Genomic DNA, 17,602 nt, shown 5'->3' on the forward strand with positions numbered 1-17,602 from the left:
CTCGGCCACCGCGCGCTGCGGCTGGTCGACGATGCCCTGCAGCAGGTTGATGAAGTGCGTCGAAAGCCGCTCGATGGTCGAGTGATCGAACAGATCGGTGTCATACGTCAGGGAAATCACCAGCCCCTGCGCGGTCTCGCTGGTATCCAGCACCAGGTCGAACTGCGCGGTGGCACTGTCCCAGTGCAGCGGCTCGATACGCAGGTCGCCCCAGTCACGCTCGGCCGTCGCGCCGTGCTGGTGGTTGAACAGCACCTGGAACAGCGGGCTGTGGCTGAGGTTGCGCTCCGGCGCCAGGGCCTCGACCAACTGCTCGAACGGCAGGTCCTGATGGGCCTGGGCCTCCAGCGCCGCCTGGCGCACCTGGCGCAGCAACATGTCGAAGCCCTGGCCGCCCTCGACCTCGGCGCGCAGCACCTGGGTGTTGACGAAGAAGCCGATCAGGCGTTCGGTCTCGGCACGGGTACGGTTGGCCACCGGCACGCCGACGCGGATATCGGACTGGCCGCTGTAACGGTGCAGCAAGGCCTGGAATGCCGCCAGCAGCAGCATGAACAAGGTCGCATCCTGGGCCTTGGCCAGGTGTTGCAGGCCATGGCTCAATTCAGCGTCGAGCGGGAAGTCCAGGCGGGCGCCACGCAGGCGCCGCCGGGCTGGACGCGGCCGGTCGAACGGCAGCTCGAGCACGGTCTGCTCACCGCCCAGCCGCGCCATCCAGTACTCCAGCTGGCGCGCACGCTCGCCACCGTCGAGCCACTGGCGCTGCCAAGCCGCATAGTCGGCGTACTGCACCTGCAGCGGCGCCGGCTCACCGCCCTGATACCCCTGCAGCAGCTCCTCGACCAGCACCTCCAGGGACGCGCCATCGGAGACGATGTGGTGCTGGACGATCACCAGCACATGTGCCTGCTCGCTCAGCGCCAGCAGCTTGACCCGCAGCAACGGGCCGCGCACCAGGTCGAACGGTTCGCGGACCTGGGCATCGATCCAGGCCGCCACCGCGGCGTCGCCCTGCTCGTCCAGACGCTGTACCGCGATGGGCAGCGCCATGCCCGGGTGAATATGCTGACGCAACGGGCCGGCGGCGTCATCGAAGGTGGTACGCAACGGCTCATGGCGGGCGATGACGCGATCGAACGCCGCCTGCAACGCCGGCAGGTCGAGCGCGCCTTCCACACGCAAGGCGGCCGGGACGTTGTAAGCGGCGCTCTGCGGATCCAGTTGCCAGAGGAACCACTGGCGCTCCTGGGCATAGGACACCGCCATCGCCGGCTCGCGCGGCAGCACCGGGATCGTCGAGGTCGGCGCCTGGGCAAGCGTGGCGCAGCGGTCGGCGAAGGCGCCCAGGGTCGGCTGTTCGAACAGGTCGCGCAGGGGCACGTCGAGGCCGAGGGCCTGGCGGATGCGCGAGATCACCTCGGTCGCCAGCAGCGAGTGGCCGCCCAGGCTGAAGAACCCGTCGGCCAGGCCGACGCGCTCGACCTGCAGGGCCTGCGCCCAGATCGCCGCCAGTTGCGCCTGCAACGGCGTGCGGGGCGCCTCGTACGCCCGCTGCGCGGCACTGAAGTCCGGTGCCGGCAGGGCCGCACGGTCGAGTTTGCCGTTGTTGTTCAGCGGCAGCCGCTCCAGCACCAGCAGGTGGGCGGGGATCATGTAGTCAGGCAGCGCCTGGCCCAGCGCGCCGCGCACGCCTTCCAGCCAGTCTTCGGCCGGCGTGGCCTGGGCGGCGACCAGGTAGGCCACCAGCTGCGGCCCGGTCGGCCCTTCGAGGGCCAGGACCGCCGCCTCGCGCACCGAGGCCAGGCCTTGCAGGCAGGCCTCGATCTCGCCCATCTCGATCCGCATGCCGCGGATCTTCACCTGATGGTCGATACGCCCGACGTACTCCAGCACGCCCTGTTGGGTGTAGCGCGCCAGGTCGCCGCTGCGGTACAGCCGCGCGCCGGGTTGCGCCGCGTACGGGTCCGGCAGGAAGCGCTCGGCGGTCAGCCCAGGGCGATTGAAATACTGCTGCGCCAGGCAGTTCGGCGCGCCGATGCACAACTCGCCGACACCGTCGACCGGCAACAACTGGCCGGCGCTGTCCAGCACATACAACGAACGTCCCGCGATGGCCCGGCCGATCGGCACGCCATGGGCATCCCGTGCATCTTCCAGCTGGCAGTCATGCACGCTGGAGACCACGGTGGCCTCGGTCGGGCCGTAGGTATTGACCAGGCTGATCCCGCCCAGCCCCGCGGCATGCCACAGGCGCAGTCCTTCCACCGACATCGCCTCGCCGCCCACATGGACCTGACGCAGCGTGCCCAGGCCTCGACCCGGTTGCGCCGCGCAGGTCTTGGCCAGCATGTGCCAATAGGCGGCCGGCAGGTCAGCTAGGGTCACGCCCTGCTCGACGATCAACCTGGCCAGCTGATCGGCATCCCACAGTTCCTCGCCACGCATGACCAGCGCGGCGCCGACGCACAGCGGCGGATAGCACTGCTCGACGAAACCGTCGAAGCTGAACGTCGCGAACTGCAGCACCCGGTCATCGTGCTCCAGGCGGGAATAGGCCGTGGCGCTGTCGCTGAACTCGCGCAGCGCCGCATGGCTGATCGCCACGCCCTTGGGCCGCCCGGTGGAGCCGGAGGTGTAGATCACATAGGCGAGTTGCCCCTCAGCGACCGGCACCTGCGGGTCGTGATCGGCGAACGTCGCCGCCTGGGCACGCAGCGCGTCCAGTTCCAGACGACGCAGCCCCACCGGCAGCGCCAGCCCTGCAAGCAGGCCATCGTCGCACAGGAGCAGGTCCAGGCGGCTGTCCTCGACCATGTAGGCCAGCCGCTCGTGCGGATACTGGGCATCCAGCGGCACGTACGCAGCGCCGCACTTGAGTACCGCGAGCAGGTTGACCACCAGCTGCGGACCGCGTCGCAGAGCCAGGCCGATACGCTGGCCGGGGCGCACACCTTCGGCGATCAGGCAGTGCGCCAGGCGGTTGGCGCAGGCGTCGAGCTCGCCATAGCTCAAGCGCAGGTCACCGCACTGCAGCGCCAGCGCCTGTGGCTGACGGGCGGCCTGCGCGGCGATACGCTGGTGCACCATGTCCGGGCTGCTCAGCGCCACCGGCCCACCCTGGCTGTGGTCGCGCACGGCGACCTGGGACTGCGCGTCCAGCAGGCTCAGCGCGCCCACCGGCGCGGCAGGCTGCGCGACCATCTGCGCCAGCAACTGACGCAAGCCGGCGCACAACTGGCGAACCTGGGCCGCCTCGAACAGCGCGGGGTCGTAGCTGAACTCGAGGCTCACGCCCTCGCCCAGCTCGACACCGATCGTCAGCGGATAATGGGTACGCTCGTGGTTGCTCACCGCCCCGAAGCGCAAACCGGCCGGAGCGCCCTGGCGCAGAGCCTCGGCCACCGGGAAGTTCTCGAACACCAGCAGGCTGTCGAACAGCGCCGCGCCCTGCTGGCCCGCCCAGCCCTGGATGGCATACAGCGGCACATGCTCGTACTCACGCAGGCCCAGGTTGAAGTCCTGTACATCGCCCAGGTAGCGGGCGACTTCACGGTCCGGCGCCGCGTCGATCAGCACCGGCAAGGTATTGATGAACAGGCCGAGCTGGTCGTCGATGCCTGGCAGCGGTACCGAGCGCCCGGACACCGTCGCGCCGAAGGCCACGCAGGCTTGCCCGGTCAGGCGCTGCAGCAGCAGCCCCCAGGCAGCCTGGAACAGCGTGTTCAGGGTCACCTTGTGCTGGCGGGCGAACTGCTCCAGTTCACGGGTCTGGGCGGCGTCGATATGCGTACGGTATTCGCCTTCGCCCTGCGAAGGCACTGGCCGGCGCAAGGCCTGGGCGAGCAGCGTGGGTGCCTGCAGGGCGCCGAGGCGGGATTTCCAGAAGCGCTCGCCGGCACCGACGTCCTGGCGCTGCAGCCACGCCAGGTAGTCGTGGAAACGACCGACAGGCTCCGGCGCGTGGTCGCCGACGTAGTGCTGGATCACTTGGGCCAGCAACTGGGCGTTGCTCCAGCCGTCCAGCAGGATGTGGTGGCTGGTGTACACCAGGTGCCAGTCATCCTCTCCGGTGCGCACCAGCAACAGCCTGAACAGCGGCGCGCTGGAAAGCGCGAAGCCTGCCTCGCGCTCCGCGTGCGCCAACGCGTCGAGGTCGCTCACCGCCTCGTCGATGATCCGCAGTGGCAGCGCCAGCGCGCGATGGACGATCTGGTGGGCACTGTCCAGGCCCTGCCAGTGAATGCTGCTGCGCAGGATCTCGTGACGGGCCAGGGCTGCCTGCCAGGCCTCGCCGAAGCGTGCCAGGTCCAGGCCACCGATATCCAGGCGCAACTGGTTGATATAGGCCCCACCCTGCGTTTCATACAGCGAATGGAAGAACATGCCCTGCTGCATGGGCGACAGCGGATAGAGGTCCTCGATCTCGTGACCGGGCACCGGCAACGCATCCAGCTGCGCCTGGGTGATGCGCGCCAACGGGAAGTCCGACGGCGAAGGCTGCCCCGCAGGCACGCCCAGGCAGTGCTCGATGAGCGCCTCCAGCTCCTGGTCATAGGCCGTGGCCAGTGCCTGGATCGTGTCGGTGTCGAACATCGCCAGGCTGAAGCCCCATTGCAGCGACAACTCACCGTTGTAGACCTGTCCTTCCAGGGTCAGCCAGTTGGCCAGCGGCGCGTCCGCATCCTGGCCGTCGCCACCGCGTTCGCTGGCCGGTGCCAGCAAGGCCTGGGCATCGAACTGACTGTCGAACTGGCCCAGGTAGTTGAAGGTGATGCGCGGCGCGTCGAGCGTCGCCAGAGCCTCGCGCACCGAGGCGTCACCCAGGTAGCGCAGCACGCCGTAGCCCAGGCCTTTGTCCGGCACCGCGCGCAACTGCTCCTTGATGGCCTTGATCGAGTCACCGTGATCGGCTTGTGGGGTCAGGCGCACCGGGTAGAGGCTGGTGAACCAGCCGACGCTGCGGGTCAGGTCGATGCCCTCGAACAGCTCTTCGCGGCCATGCCCCTCCAGTTGCACCAACGCCGCCTGGCTGCCGCTCCATCGGCAGATGACGCGCGCCAGAGCGGTCAGCAGCAGGTCGTTGACCTGGGTGCGATAGGCCGCGGGCGCGGCCTGCAGCAACTGACGGGTCCGCTCGCGGGACAGGCGCGACGCCAGTTTGGCCCCATGCCGATTGCTCACCGCCGCGTCCGGCCTGTCACACGGCAGCGCGCCGTCGCCGCGTTGCGCCTGCCAGTAGGGCAACTGCCCAAGGAACGTCGGCACCTGTTCGTGCAACTGCGCCGACCAGGCCTGATAGCTGCTGGTGCGCGCCGGCAACGACGCCTCCTGCCCGGCCAGGCGCTGGGCATAGGCCTGCTCCAGGTCTTCCAGGAGGATGCGCCAGGACACACCGTCGACCACCAGGTGGTGGATGACCAGCAACAGGCGCTGCTCGCCTTCCGGCAAGTCGACCAGCAAGGCGCGCAACAGCGGGCCGCTACCCAGGTCGAGGCTGCGCTGGGCGTCGTCGCACAGTGCCGTCAGCGCCTGGGCATCCGGCGCCTGGCGCTGCCAAAGCTCGACCTGCGCGACCTGCGCGCCATAGTGCTGCCGCCAGCCTTCGGCGGTGGACTCGAAACGCAGCCGTAGCGCGTCATGATGGTTGACCACGTCACCCAGGGCGTCAGCCAGCGCCTGGACCGCCAGCGGTTGCCGGGCGCCGAGCAGCAAGGACTGGTTCCAGTGCTGGCGGGCAGGTATGGCCTGCTCGAAGAAGTGCCGCTGCACTGGGCTCAGGACCACCTCGCCGGTGGCCGGCACCTGCTCCACCGTCATCGATGGCTGGCGTCCGACCGCGCCGGCCAGGCCACGCACGGTCTGGAACTGGAACAGATCGCGCGGGCTGAACTGCAGGCCCTGGCGCCGGGCGCGGCCGACCACCTGAATGGCGATGATCGAATCCCCGCCCAGTTCGAAGAAGTTGTCGTCCAGGCCGACCTGCGCCACACCCAGCACGTCGCTCCAGACCTGTGCCAGGGTGTGCTGCACGGCGGTTTCAGGCGCGGCGTAGGCGCCGCGTGGCGCGGCATCCGGTTGCGGCAGGGCCTTGCGGTCGAGCTTGCCGTTGGGGGTCAGCGGGAAGTGCTCCAGTGGCACCAGGTGGCTGGGCACCATGAACTCCGGCAGCGCCTGCAGCAGCCAGTCCTTGAGCCCTTGCTGCCAGCCTTCGGGCGCTTCGTCGAGTACCAGGTAGGCCACCAGCTGCTTGCCATCGACGGCCAGCACGACAGCCTCGCGCACCCAGGCATGCTGGGCCAGGCGCGCCTCGATCTCGCCCAGCTCGATGCGCAGGCCACGGATCTTGACCTGGTGGTCGAAGCGCCCCAGGTACTCGATCACGCCGTCCGCGCGCTGGCGAACCCGGTCACCGGTACGGTACAGACGCTGCCCGGCGACGAAGGGGTCGGCGACGAAGCGCTCGGCGGTCAGGCCGGGGCGACGGTGGTAGCCACGAGCCAGGCCGATGCCGCCCAGGTAGAGCTCGCCAGAGACGCCCGGCGCCACCGGCTCGAGACCCGCGTCGAGCACGTAGGTGCGAATGTTGGCGATCGGCTGGCCGATCGGCACGCTATCGCGGCCTTCGTCGAGGCAGGTCCAGTGGGTGACGTCGATGGCCGCCTCGGTGGGGCCGTAGAGGTTGTACAGCGCCGCCGCCGGCAGCTTGCCGAACACCTGCAGCTGGGCGTCAACCGGCAACGCCTCGCCGCTGCAGACGATGCGGCGCAGGCTGTCACAGGCCTCGACGCCAGGCTCGTGAATGAAGGCCTGGAGCATCGAGGGCACGAAATGCAGGGTGCTGACCTGGTGGCGCCGGATGGTCTCGATCAGGCGCGCCGGATCGCGGTGGTCGCCGGGCGCTGCCACGGCGAGGCGCGCGCCGGTCATCAGCGGCCAGAAGAACTCCCAGACCGAGACGTCGAAGCTGAACGGGGTCTTCTGCAGCACCGTGTCGCCGGCATCCAGGCCATAGGCTTCCTGCATCCAGTGCAGGCGGTTGGCCAGGGCTTCATGGCTGTTGCCGGCGCCCTTCGGGCGGCCGGTCGAGCCGGAGGTATAGATGACATAGGCCAGTTGCCGGGGATCGACATCCACTTGGGGGGCGCTGTCCGGCTGGTCGTCCAGCGCCAGCTGGTCCAGGGCGATGCACTGCACGTTGCCAGGCACCGGCAGGCTGCCCTGCTGCGCCTGCTGGGTCAGCAGCAGGCTGATGCCGCTGTCCTCGATCATGTAGGCCAGGCGCTCCTCGGGGTATTCCGGGTCCAGCGGCACATAGGCCGCGCCGGCCTTGAGGATCGCCATCAGCCCGACGACCATTTCCACGCTGCGCAGCACGCTGATACCGACCAGGCTGTCGGCCCCGGCGCCCTGGGCGCGCAGGAAGTGGGCCAGGCGGTTGGCGCGGGCGTCGAGTTGCGCATAGCTGAGCACGGTGTTGCCGAACACCAGCGCCGGAGCGTCCGGCGCATCCCGGACCTGGTCCTCGAACAACTGGTGCACGCCACGCCCGAGCGGGTAGTCGCGGCCGGTGGCGTTCCAATCCTGCAGCACCGCGCGACGGCTGGCGTCATCGAGCATCGGCAACTGCCACAGCGCGTCGTGCGGCTGACTGACCAGCGCCTGCAACAGGGCCTGCCAGTGCCCGGCCATGCGCTCGATGGTGGCGGCCTCGAACAGGTCGCTGGCGTAGGTGAACGCGGCATGCAGGACGCCACCCTGCTCGTAGGTGTCCAGGCTCAGGTCGAACTGGGTGGTGCGGCTGCGCCATGCCAGGGTCGACAGCTGCAGCCCCGAGGCCAAGGTGACGGTGGCCAGGTCGGCGACCTGCGGCTGGTGGTTGTACATCACCTGGAACAGCGGCGCGTGGCTCAGGCTGCGCTCGACCTTGAGCGCCTCGACCAGGCGCTCGAACGGCAGGTCCTGGTGCGCCTGGGCACCGAGCACGACCTGCCGGATGCCTTGCAGGTAGGCCAGTACATCGCTTTGCGCGTCCGGCTGCACCCGCAGCACCTGGGTATTGACGAACAGGCCGATCAACCCTTCGACTTCGGCGCGATTGCGGTTGGCCACCGGACTGCCGATACGCAGGTCGGCCTGGCCGGTATAGCGCTGCAGGAGCAGGCCGAACGCGCCGAGCATGACCATGAACGGCGTAAGGTTGTGCTGACGGGCGAAGCCGCGCAGCTGCTCGGCCAGGGCCGCGTCGACGGGGAACGAGCGACGCTCGCCGCTGAAGCTGGGCGTGGCCGGGCGGGCGTGATCCAGGGGCAGCTCGAGCACGGGCTGCTCATCGCCCAGTTGCGCCTGCCAGTACCCCAGCTGGCGCGCCAGCTCGCCGGCTTCCAGCCAACGGCGCTGCCACAGGGCGTAGTCGACGTACTGGATCGGCAGGTCCGCCAGCTGGGGCGCCTGGCCGGCGGCGAAGGCGTCGTAGCAGCGGCTGAATTCGTCGATCAGCACGTTCATCGACCAACCGTCGGAAACGATGTGATGCAGGGTCAGCAGCAGCACATGCTCCTGCTCGGCCAGGCGCAGCAGACGCACGCGCAGCAGCGGCCCATGCGCCAGGTCGAACGGACGCAGCGACTCGGCCTCGGCTTCGGCGCGCACCTGCGCCTCACGCGCGTCCTCGGCCAGCTGGCGCAAGTCGACGCGCTCGATCGAGGCCTGGGCGACCGGCCGATGGACCTGGAGCAGGCTGTCGTCGGGCTGGACCTCGAACACCGTGGTCAGGCTCTGGTGACGCGCCAGCAGGGTGGCGAAGGCCTGTTCCAGCGCCGCCTCGTCCAGATGACCGGTCAGACGCACCGCACCTGGCAGGTTGTAGGCGCCCCCTTGCGGATCCATCTGCCAGAGCACCCACATGCGCTGCTGGGCATAGGACAACCCCTGACGGTCCGGCACCTGGACCCCGGCGGGGATGGGGAACTGGGAAAAGTCGATGCCCTCCTTGGCCAGGGTCTCGAGGAACACGCCGCGCTTCTCCAGCGGCAGTTCAATGAAACGGCGGGCCAGTAGCAGGGACTTTTCGGCATTCATCAGATTGCTTCCGTACGAGTGAGGTATCGGGCGGGGCCCGGCTATCCCTACGAAACGGATAAAACGGCGGAAAAATTACCGGCAAGCCACGGCTTGCGGTGAGCAGGGCAAATCCTGAAACATTTGCTTTCATTTAATCACGCAGGTTTCTGATTCTCATTCGTCCTATTAAGTGCAGCCCTCGAGGTTGAGCAGAGACTCGACCGCACTTTTCCCGCAGAAGACCGACTGATGGCCCGACAACCGAAAAAATCCAATTCCAAGCTGTGGTTCCTGGTCCACAGCTGGCTCGCCCTGCCGATCTGGTTCTTCGTCCTGATCGTCTGCTTCACCGGCATGCTCGCGGTGGTCAGCCAGGAGATCGTCTGGCTGGCCAACGCCGACGTTCGCGCCAGCAAGCCCAGCGACGACGCCGAGCGCCTGAGCTTCCAGCAGGTGCTCGACGCCATGCACAAGGCCGAGCCGGACATGGCGGTGAGTTCGCTCAGCCAGCCCGACGGCTCGCACTTCGCCCTGCAGGCCCAGGTCACCTATCCCGACGGCACCAGCCCGACGCTCTACGTCAACCCGTACACCGGCGCGATCCAGGGCAAGAGCCCGGACTTCAACTTCGAGGCCTTCACCCGCGCGCTGCACGGCTGGTGGCTGGTGCCGTTCACCAACGGCTACAGCTGGGGCTGGTATCTGGTTTCGCTGCTCGGACTGCCGATGCTGGCCTCGCTGGTCACCGGCCTGGTCGTCTACAAGAAGTTCTGGCGCGGCTTCTTCAAGCCGGTGCGGCTCAAGCATGGCGCACGCATCTTCTGGGGCGACCTGCATCGCCTGGCAGGGGTCTGGTCGATCTGGTTCATCGCCGTGATTTCCATCACCGGCACCTGGTTCCTGATCCAGGCGACCCTGGCCGACAACCACATCACCATTTCCAGCGAGCCGATCGTGCCGGTCATCGCCCGCGAGCAGGTGCCGCAGACCGCCGATGGCAGCCCAGCGCCGCGCATCGACCTGGACGAGGCGGCGCGCATCGCCACCCGGACCATTCCCGGCCTGGAGGTGAGCTTCATCTCGCTGCCCTCCACCGCCTACAGCCACTACAGCATGGGCGGCCGCGGCTGGTACCCGCTGATGTTCCAGACCGCCGAGATCAACCCCTACACCCGCAGTGTCGACAGCCAGTTCCTGCTTGGCGACCGCACGGCCCTGGAGTTCGTCACCGAATCCATGCGCCCACTGCACACCGGCGACTTCGGCGGCCTGCCGATCAAGCTGATCTGGTTCTTCTTCGGCCTGGTGCTGACCCTGATGGTGTTCAGCGGTCTGCTGATCTGGACCAAGCGCACCGCCCAGGCTACCGCCGCCGCTCTCAAACGTGCCGAGCGCCCGGCCCGGCCCCGCAAGACCCCCGAGCAAACCCCCGTGGAGGCCCAGCCATGAGCCAGGCGAACACCTTGCCGCACGGCGGCCTGAAGCAGTTCTGGCTCAAGTGGCGCTTCCACCTGAACGCCCTGTTGATCCTCATCCCGCTGGGCTTCATGCCCAAGTACTTCGCCGACGCCAGCCTGTTCCGCGGCGACAGCGGCCTGGGCGCCAACATCATCCAGGATGTCCAGGTGGGCCGCTGGACCCTGGACCTGGCCGAGCTGCGCGACGAAGCGCCTCGCGCCGACGGACCGGCGGGGCACTTCAAGATGTTCAGCGCCGCGCTGTGCAAGACCTGCGACGAAGGCGTCAAGGCCATTTACCTGCGTATCGGCAAGCCACGCAGCCTGCGCGCCGCCGGCACCATCTTCTTCGGCTCGCAGTACCGCATGGGCACCAACCTGCCGATCCCACCACGCACCCGCCCCGACGCCGACCTGTGGATCACCATCGAAGGCTGGGACGGCAAGATGTACCAGGCCTCGGTCCCGCTGGCCAAGGCATCGCCGGCCACCGTGGCCTGGCTCGAGAAACAAGGAGGCAAGAAATGAAACAGCTGATGCGCAGGCTCGCCCTGCCCCTCTTGGCCCTGGCCGCCACCCCGGCGCTGGCGCACAACCCGATGTGCGAATGCACCGAAGCCGGTGAGCAGATCACCTGCAAGGGCGGTTTCTCCGACGGCAGCGGCGCCCCGGGGGTGACCCTGGACGTGATCGGCTACGACGAGCAGGTGCTGGTCGCCAGCAAGCTCGGTGACGATTCGACCCTGACCTTCAAGCGCCCGGATGGCGAGTTCTACGTGCTGTTCGATGCCGGCCCCGGCCATGTGGTGGAAGTGGACCACGCCGACATCGGTGCGCCATGAGCCGCGCCCAGGTCGTGCGCCCGGCCGGTGCCGGGCACGAAACCCTCTACGTACTGCTGGTCGCGGCGTTGATCCTGATGTTGGCGGCCAGCGTGGTGAGCCTGCGTGGCGAGCGCCAGGACGAGGTGGCCATCGCCGCCCACCAGCTCGACGCCCGGCGCGACCTCAACGCCGCCGAGCAGGGCATCCACACCGACCTGTGGGTGGCCGCCGACGAGATCCGCGCGTTGCACGAGGAAACCGGCAGCGCGCCCGAGACCCAGGCCCTGGCCGATGAAGGGCTGCCGCCGTTCGTTGCCGATGCCAGCAGCCAGAGCCGCGGCGGCCACCAGTGGTCGCGGCTGGAGAACAGCACCTACCTGGGTCGCAGCCAGGATGCGCAGGTGGCCGGCAGCTTCCTGATGATCCTCGCGCCCAGCGCCGACACCCCACCCGATATCTGGCTGCGCCGCGACAGTACCGCCGTGGCGCCGGACGCGCTGGACCGCGACACCCTGATCGCCGCCGGTTGGCAGCAGGTCGTCACCCACTTCGATGCCGGGGTCACCCGCCAACACCGCCACTGAACCCAAGGACCCGCCCATGTTCCGCTTCGCCCGCGCCCTGGCGCTGCTTCTGGCCTGCACCCTGCCCGCCCTGACGTTCGCCGCCGACGGCAAGCCCCTGCGCATCGGCATCACCCTGCACCCCTACTACAGCTATGTGACCAATATCGTCGGCGACAAGGCCGAAGTGGTGCCGCTGATCCCCGCCGGTTTCAACCCGCACGCCTATGAACCTCGCGCCGAGGACATCAAGCGCATCGGCAGCCTGGACGTGATCGTGCTCAATGGCGTGGGCCACGACGATTTCGCCGACCGCATGATCGCGGCCAGTGAAAAGCCCGACATCAAGACCATCGAATCCAACGGCAACGTGCCGTTGCTGGCCGCCACCGGCATTGCCGCGCGCGGCGCCGGCAAGGTGGTCAATCCGCACACCTTCCTGTCGATCAGCGCCACCATCGCCCAGGTCAACAACATCGCCCGCGAGCTGGGCAAGCTCGACCCGGACAACGCCAAGTTCTACCAGCAGAACGCCCGCGCCTATGCCAAGCGCCTGCGCGCCCTGCGTGCCGAGGCCCTGGCCAAGGTCACCCAGGCGCCGGACGCGACCTTCCGCGTGGCCACCATCCACGCCGCCTACGACTACCTGGTGCGTGATTTCGGCCTGGAAGTCACCGCCGTGGTGGAACCGGCCCACGGCATCGAGCCGAGCCCGGCGCAGTTGAAGAAGACCATCGACCAGCTCAAGACGCTGGACGTGAAGGTGATCTTCTCGGAGATGGACTTCCCGTCGGCCTATGTCGAGACCATCCAGCGCGAATCCGGTGTACGCATCTATCCGCTGACCCACATTTCCTACGGTGAATACACCCAGGAGAAGTACGAAGTGGAGATGAAGCGCAACCTCGACACCGTGGTCCAGGCCATCCAGGAGAACCGCGCGTGACCGCCGCCGCCAACCTCACCGCCGCCTGCGGACCGCGTATCGAGTTCGACGGCATCGACCTCACCCTTGGCCGCACGCGCATTCTCGAGAACGTGTGCTTCAGTGTCGCCCCCGGCAGCGTGCATGCCATCGTCGGCCCCAACGGCGGCGGCAAGAGTTCGCTGATCAAGACCCTGCTCGGGCAGATGCCGCACCAGGGCCAGCTGACCCTGCACTGGCCGGGCGAGCGCGAAGTGATCGGCTATGTGCCCCAGGCGCTGGAGTTCGACCGTGGCCTGCCGATGACCGTGGATGACTTCATGGCCGCCATGTGCCAGCGTCGCCCGGCGTTCCTCGGCTTGTCCCGGCGCGTGCGCCCGGCGATCGACGCGGCGCTGGCGCGGGTCGGCATGCTCGACAAGCGCAAGCGGCGCATGGGCGCGCTGTCCGGTGGCGAGCGCCAGCGCGTGCTGCTGGCCCAGGGGCTGGTTCCCGAGCCGCAGCTGCTGGTACTGGACGAGCCGATGTCGGCCCTCGACGAAGCCGGTATCCAGGTGTTCGAGCAACTGCTGCACGGCTGGCGCCAGGCCGGTACCACCGTACTGTGGATCGAGCACGACCTGGAAGCGGTGCTGCGCCTGGCCGACCGGGTCACCGGGCTGAGCCGCCAGGTGCTGTTCGACGCCCCGCCGGCCCAGGCCCTGACCCCCGAACGGCTGCTCGGGCTGTTCTCCGTCCATCCGCGTAGCGAGAGCCTTGCCTGATGAGCTTCGAAACCTTCCGCCAACTGGTCCAGGAATGGGCCAGTGCTGGCTATCTGCCAGAGGCCCTGGCCTACGGCTTCGTGGTCAACGCATTGCTGGCCGGCCTGATGATCGGCCCGGTGCTGGGTGGCCTGGGCACACTGGTCGTGGTCAAGCGCTTTGCCTTCTTCTCCGAGGCGGTCGGCCATGCCGCGCTCACCGGGGTGGCCATCGGCATCCTGCTCGGCGAGCCCTACACCGGCCCGTACGGCAGCCTGTTCGGCTACTGCCTGCTGTTCGGCATCCTGCTCAACTTCCTGCGCAACCGCACCGGATTGTCCCCCGACACGCTGATCGGCGTGTTCCTCTCGGTGTCGCTGGCCCTGGGCGCGAGCCTGCTGCTGATGCTGGCCGGCAAGATCAACGTGCACATCCTCGAGAACGTGCTGTTCGGCTCGGTGCTCACCGTCAGCGCCCAGGACCTGGTGGTGCTGGGCATCGTCGCGGTACTGGTGCTGGCGCTGTCCCTGCCGCTGTACAACCGCATCATGCTGGCCAGCTTCAACCCGCAGCTGGCGGCGGTGCGCGGGGTGGCGGTGAAGACCCTGGACTACCTGTTCGTGGTCCTGGTGACCCTGGTCACCGTGGCCTCGGTGAAGGTGATCGGCGCGATCCTGGTCGGCGCCCTGCTGGTGATCCCGGCGGCGGCGGCGCGCCTGGTCAGCCAGTCGCTCAAGGGCTTCTTCTTCATCTCGGTGCTGATCGCCACCCTGAGCACCCTGCTCGGCATCCTGCTGCCGATCGTCTTCGACCTGCCGGTGCCCTCGGGCGCGGCGATCATCCTGGTCGCCGGCATCTGCTTCGCCCTCGCCGCCCTGGCCCGCGCCCTCGTCCCACGCCTGCAAGGAAACCCGGCATGACCCTGAAGAAACTCACCCTGGCGCTGGCCCTGAGCGGCCTGCCACTGCTGGCCAACGCCACTCAAGTGCTGACCACCCTGCCGGTGACCCACAGCCTGGCCAGCGCGTTGCTCGACGGCACCTCGGTGCAGCTCGAGCGCGCGGCCCCCGCCAACCTGCCGGCCAGCCGCCAGCCGTCGTACTTCAGCGGCCGCGGCGGCGCCAGCCTGCAGAAGGTGGCGCAGCAGGCCGACGCGGTGATCGGCGTGCGCTCGATCTGGCGTGACGATCCGCTCTACCCCATGGCCCGGCGCAGCAACATCCGCATCGTCGAGATCGACGCCGCGCGCCCGGTGGACGGCGCCCTGCCCGGTATCGCGGTCAAGGGCGAGGAAGCCTTCGCCGCCTACCCCTGGCTCAACCCGACCAACCTGGGGCGCATGGCCGATGTCGTGGCCAACGACCTGGAGCGCCTGTCGCCGGCGGACAAGGCAAAGATCCAGGCCAACCTGGCCGCCCTCAAGCGGCAGATGCTGGAACTGACCGCCAGCAGTCAGACGCAACTGGCCAAGGTGGACAACCTGAGCGTGGTCAGCCTGTCCGAGCGTCTGGGCTACCTGGCCAGCGGGCTGAACCTGGACGTGGTCGAGCAGCCGCTGCCCGCCGATGACAAGTGGGACGACGCCAGCCTCAAGGCGCTGGGCGACACCCTCCAGACCCAGGACGTGGCGCTGGTGTTGCACCATCGCCAGCCAGACGCCAAGGTCGCCGAAGTGATCGCGGCTTCGGGTGCCAGGCTGCTGGTGGTCGAGAGCGACCCGGACGATACGGTGGCCGGGCTCAAGGCCAGCGTCGCGCAGGTGGTGAAGGCGCTGGGACAAGGCTGAGGCCCCTCACGGGAGCGGGCCGGCCCGCTCCTGTTGTGCCTTCGCTTGCAGTAAACTCCCGAGCCTTACCTTGCGCCCAAGGCTCCTCCCATGCCCCGCCTGACGAAACTGCTGCTGCCCCTCCTGCTGCTCGGCACCCTCGCCGCCTGCGACCAGAAGCCCACCCGCGAGGAGAAGATCCTCGCCAACCTGCCGCTGCAGGAAGCCTACGATCACAATATCGAGCGCATGGCCGGCCTGCTGGCGATGACCCACACCCGGGTTCCCCAAGACACGATCAAGGACGTGCTGCGCAAGCACCTGACCGTCGAGGACCAGCGCCAGGACCTGTTCAAGCTCTACAGCGAAGAGCATTTCACCGACGCCGAATTCGACACCATCGCCCAGGCCACCCACGACCCGGCCCGGGCCAAGGCGCTGGGCGACACCGATGAGGGCAAGCGCCTGAGCGAAAAGCTCACCGCCCTGATGCGTGAAAGCGCCCGCGACCCGAAGGTGCAGGCGCTGGCGGAGCAACGCATGCAACAGGTCGAGGACGAACTGCAGGCGCTGCAACAGGCAGCCCCCTGAACGCCCTATCCACCTCCTGATTCCCCTTGGTGGCATATGGCCTTTACGAGTAAGGTAGCCCTCTCTTCTTCGTCCAGTGAGATCAGGATTGCCACACGCCAAGCATGGACTGCGCCTGGACCTGCGCACGCTCATACTCGTTCTCTGCGCGCTCACCGCCGTGGTGATGCTGCTGACCAGCTATTTCGCCAGCTATCGGGTGCAGCGCCAGTTGCTGATCGATCATTCGCTGGAGGCCAACCGCGTCTATGCCGCCAAGCTGGCCGCCATTGCCGAGACATTCCTAGGTAACGCCCTGCAACAGCTGGCTTTCAGTGCCGGGGTGCAGGGCCGGCAGTCCCACGACGGGGCGGCCATGCAGGCCGAGACCGAGCGCCTGCTGAACCAGAGCAGCGCGTTCAACTCCACCTTCCTGGTGGATGCCCAGGGTATCCTGCGTGCCATCTCGCCAGCACCCCTGCGCCATCTCACCGGCACGCCGTCCAACTCCCCCGGTGCCCAGCAGGCCTTGCGCGAGCGGCGCACGCTGGTGTCGACGCCGTTCCTGTCGGCGGCCAACAACCTGGTGGTGGTGCTGTCGCAGCCGATCTTCGATGCCCAAGGCCGCTACCTCGGCTACGTCGGCGGCAGCCTGTACCTGCGCGAGCGCAATATCCTCAACAGCCTTCTGGGCGAGCATTTCTACAAGGATGGCTCCTACCTCTATGTGGTCGATCGCAACCGCCGGCTGCTCTACCACCCCGATGGCGAGCGGGTCGGCACGCAGGTCGCCGGCAATGCGCTGGTCGATGAACTGGCCACCCGGGACAGCGGTACGCGGCGGGTCGTCAACAGCCAGGGCGTGGAGATGCTGGCCGGTTTCGCCAGCGTGCCCAGCAGCGGCTGGAGCATCGTCGCCCAGCAACCGCTGGCCGCGACCGTGGCGCCGCTGCGGCACCTGATTCTCAGTGTGGTGGGGATCTCCGCCCCTCTGGCGCTGCTGGGCAGCCTGCTGCTGTGGTGGCTGGCGCTGATCATCGTCCGTCCGCTCTGGCGCCTGGCCGCTGCCGCGCGCAGCCTGGACCGCGCCGGCACCGCCGAACGCCTGCATCAGGTGCCAGCCTGGTACTTCGAGGCCGCCGAGCTCAAGCGTGCCCTGCTGTTCGGCCTGAACCTGCTGCACGAGCGCATCGGCCGGCTCAACCGGGATGCCCAGACCGATCCGTTGACCGGGCTGGTCAACCGTCGCGGGCTGGAAGCCACGCTGGCAGAGCTGCAGGCCGAAGGGCGAGACTTTGCCGCCATCGTGCTGGACGTCGATCATTTCAAGCGGGTCAACGACGAACATGGACACGCGGTGGGCGATACGGTGCTGCAGCGCTTGGCCGATCTCATGCGCCGAAACTGCCGCACAGGCGACCTGCTGTGCCGTACCGGAGGTGAAGAGTTTCTCATGCTGCTGCCCGGAGCCAGTCGTGAAGTGGCCAACGCAGTTGCAGAGCGCCTGCGTTCATCCGTCCAGCAAACCCCCGTTGCGCCGGTCGGCAATGTGACCATTTCGCTGGGCGTCGCACACTGGAGGGCCGCTGCCCAGGAGGCTCCGCCAGCAGCGCTGAGCAGAGCAGACAATGCGCTGTATGTGGCGAAACAGAGCGGTCGAAATCAAGTTTTCGAAATGCTGGTCGACTAGTTCTC

General features: G+C 68.1%; 11 protein-coding genes. 10 read left to right on the forward strand and 1 reads right to left on the reverse strand.

Annotated features, from left to right (window positions below; genetic code table 11):
* A partial coding sequence (locus tag N7422_RS17620; protein ID WP_279807743.1) for a non-ribosomal peptide synthetase occupies window positions 1-9,078 on the reverse strand: 9,078 nt, incomplete at its 3' end.
* Window positions 9,079-9,309: 231 nt separating this feature from the next.
* Here N7422_RS17620 and N7422_RS17625 point away from each other — a divergent pair.
* From N7422_RS17625 to N7422_RS17670, 10 genes are all read left to right on the forward strand, one after another.
* Complete coding sequence (locus N7422_RS17625) at window positions 9,310-10,509, forward strand: PepSY domain-containing protein (protein WP_279807744.1); 1,200 nt, start codon at window positions 9,310-9,312, stop codon at window positions 10,507-10,509.
* On the forward strand, window positions 10,506-11,045 hold the full coding sequence (locus N7422_RS17630; protein WP_279807745.1) for a thiamine pyrophosphate-binding protein: 540 nt from the start codon (window positions 10,506-10,508) through the stop codon (window positions 11,043-11,045). The genes N7422_RS17625 and N7422_RS17630 overlap by 4 nt, the downstream gene beginning before the upstream one ends.
* Complete coding sequence (locus tag N7422_RS17635) at window positions 11,042-11,359, forward strand: hypothetical protein (RefSeq protein ID WP_279807746.1); 318 nt, start codon at window positions 11,042-11,044, stop codon at window positions 11,357-11,359. Before N7422_RS17630 ends, N7422_RS17635 begins: the two co-directional genes overlap by 4 nt.
* Window positions 11,356-11,925, forward strand: coding sequence for a DUF6162 family protein (locus N7422_RS17640; protein ID WP_279807747.1), 570 nt, complete (start codon window positions 11,356-11,358; stop codon window positions 11,923-11,925). Before N7422_RS17635 ends, N7422_RS17640 begins: the two co-directional genes overlap by 4 nt.
* Window positions 11,926-11,941: 16 nt before the next feature.
* On the forward strand, window positions 11,942-12,850 hold the full coding sequence (locus tag N7422_RS17645; protein WP_279807748.1) for a metal ABC transporter substrate-binding protein: 909 nt from the start codon (window positions 11,942-11,944) through the stop codon (window positions 12,848-12,850).
* Window positions 12,847-13,593, forward strand: a complete 747-nt coding sequence (locus tag N7422_RS17650; RefSeq protein ID WP_279807749.1) for a metal ABC transporter ATP-binding protein — start codon at window positions 12,847-12,849, stop codon at window positions 13,591-13,593. Before N7422_RS17645 ends, N7422_RS17650 begins: the two co-directional genes overlap by 4 nt.
* Complete coding sequence (locus tag N7422_RS17655; RefSeq protein WP_279807750.1) at window positions 13,593-14,492, forward strand: metal ABC transporter permease; 900 nt, start codon at window positions 13,593-13,595, stop codon at window positions 14,490-14,492. Before N7422_RS17650 ends, N7422_RS17655 begins: the two co-directional genes overlap by 1 nt.
* Window positions 14,489-15,358: a zinc ABC transporter substrate-binding protein gene (locus tag N7422_RS17660; RefSeq protein ID WP_279807751.1), complete on the forward strand. Its 870-nt coding sequence runs from the start codon at window positions 14,489-14,491 to the stop codon at window positions 15,356-15,358. Before N7422_RS17655 ends, N7422_RS17660 begins: the two co-directional genes overlap by 4 nt.
* A 90-nt stretch (window positions 15,359-15,448) precedes the next feature.
* Window positions 15,449-15,928 carry a hypothetical protein gene (locus N7422_RS17665; protein WP_279807752.1) on the forward strand — a complete coding sequence of 160 codons (480 nt, stop codon included), beginning with the start codon at window positions 15,449-15,451 and terminating at the stop codon, window positions 15,926-15,928.
* A gap of 88 nt (window positions 15,929-16,016) precedes the next feature.
* A complete protein-coding gene (locus tag N7422_RS17670; protein ID WP_279807753.1) occupies window positions 16,017-17,597 on the forward strand; it encodes a sensor domain-containing diguanylate cyclase in 1,581 nt (526 codons plus the stop codon).
* Window positions 17,598-17,602: the final 5 nt, after the last annotated feature.

The organism is Pseudomonas sp. GD04091 (assembly GCF_029836165.1).
Taxonomy (GTDB): Bacteria; Pseudomonadota; Gammaproteobacteria; order Pseudomonadales; family Pseudomonadaceae; genus Aquipseudomonas.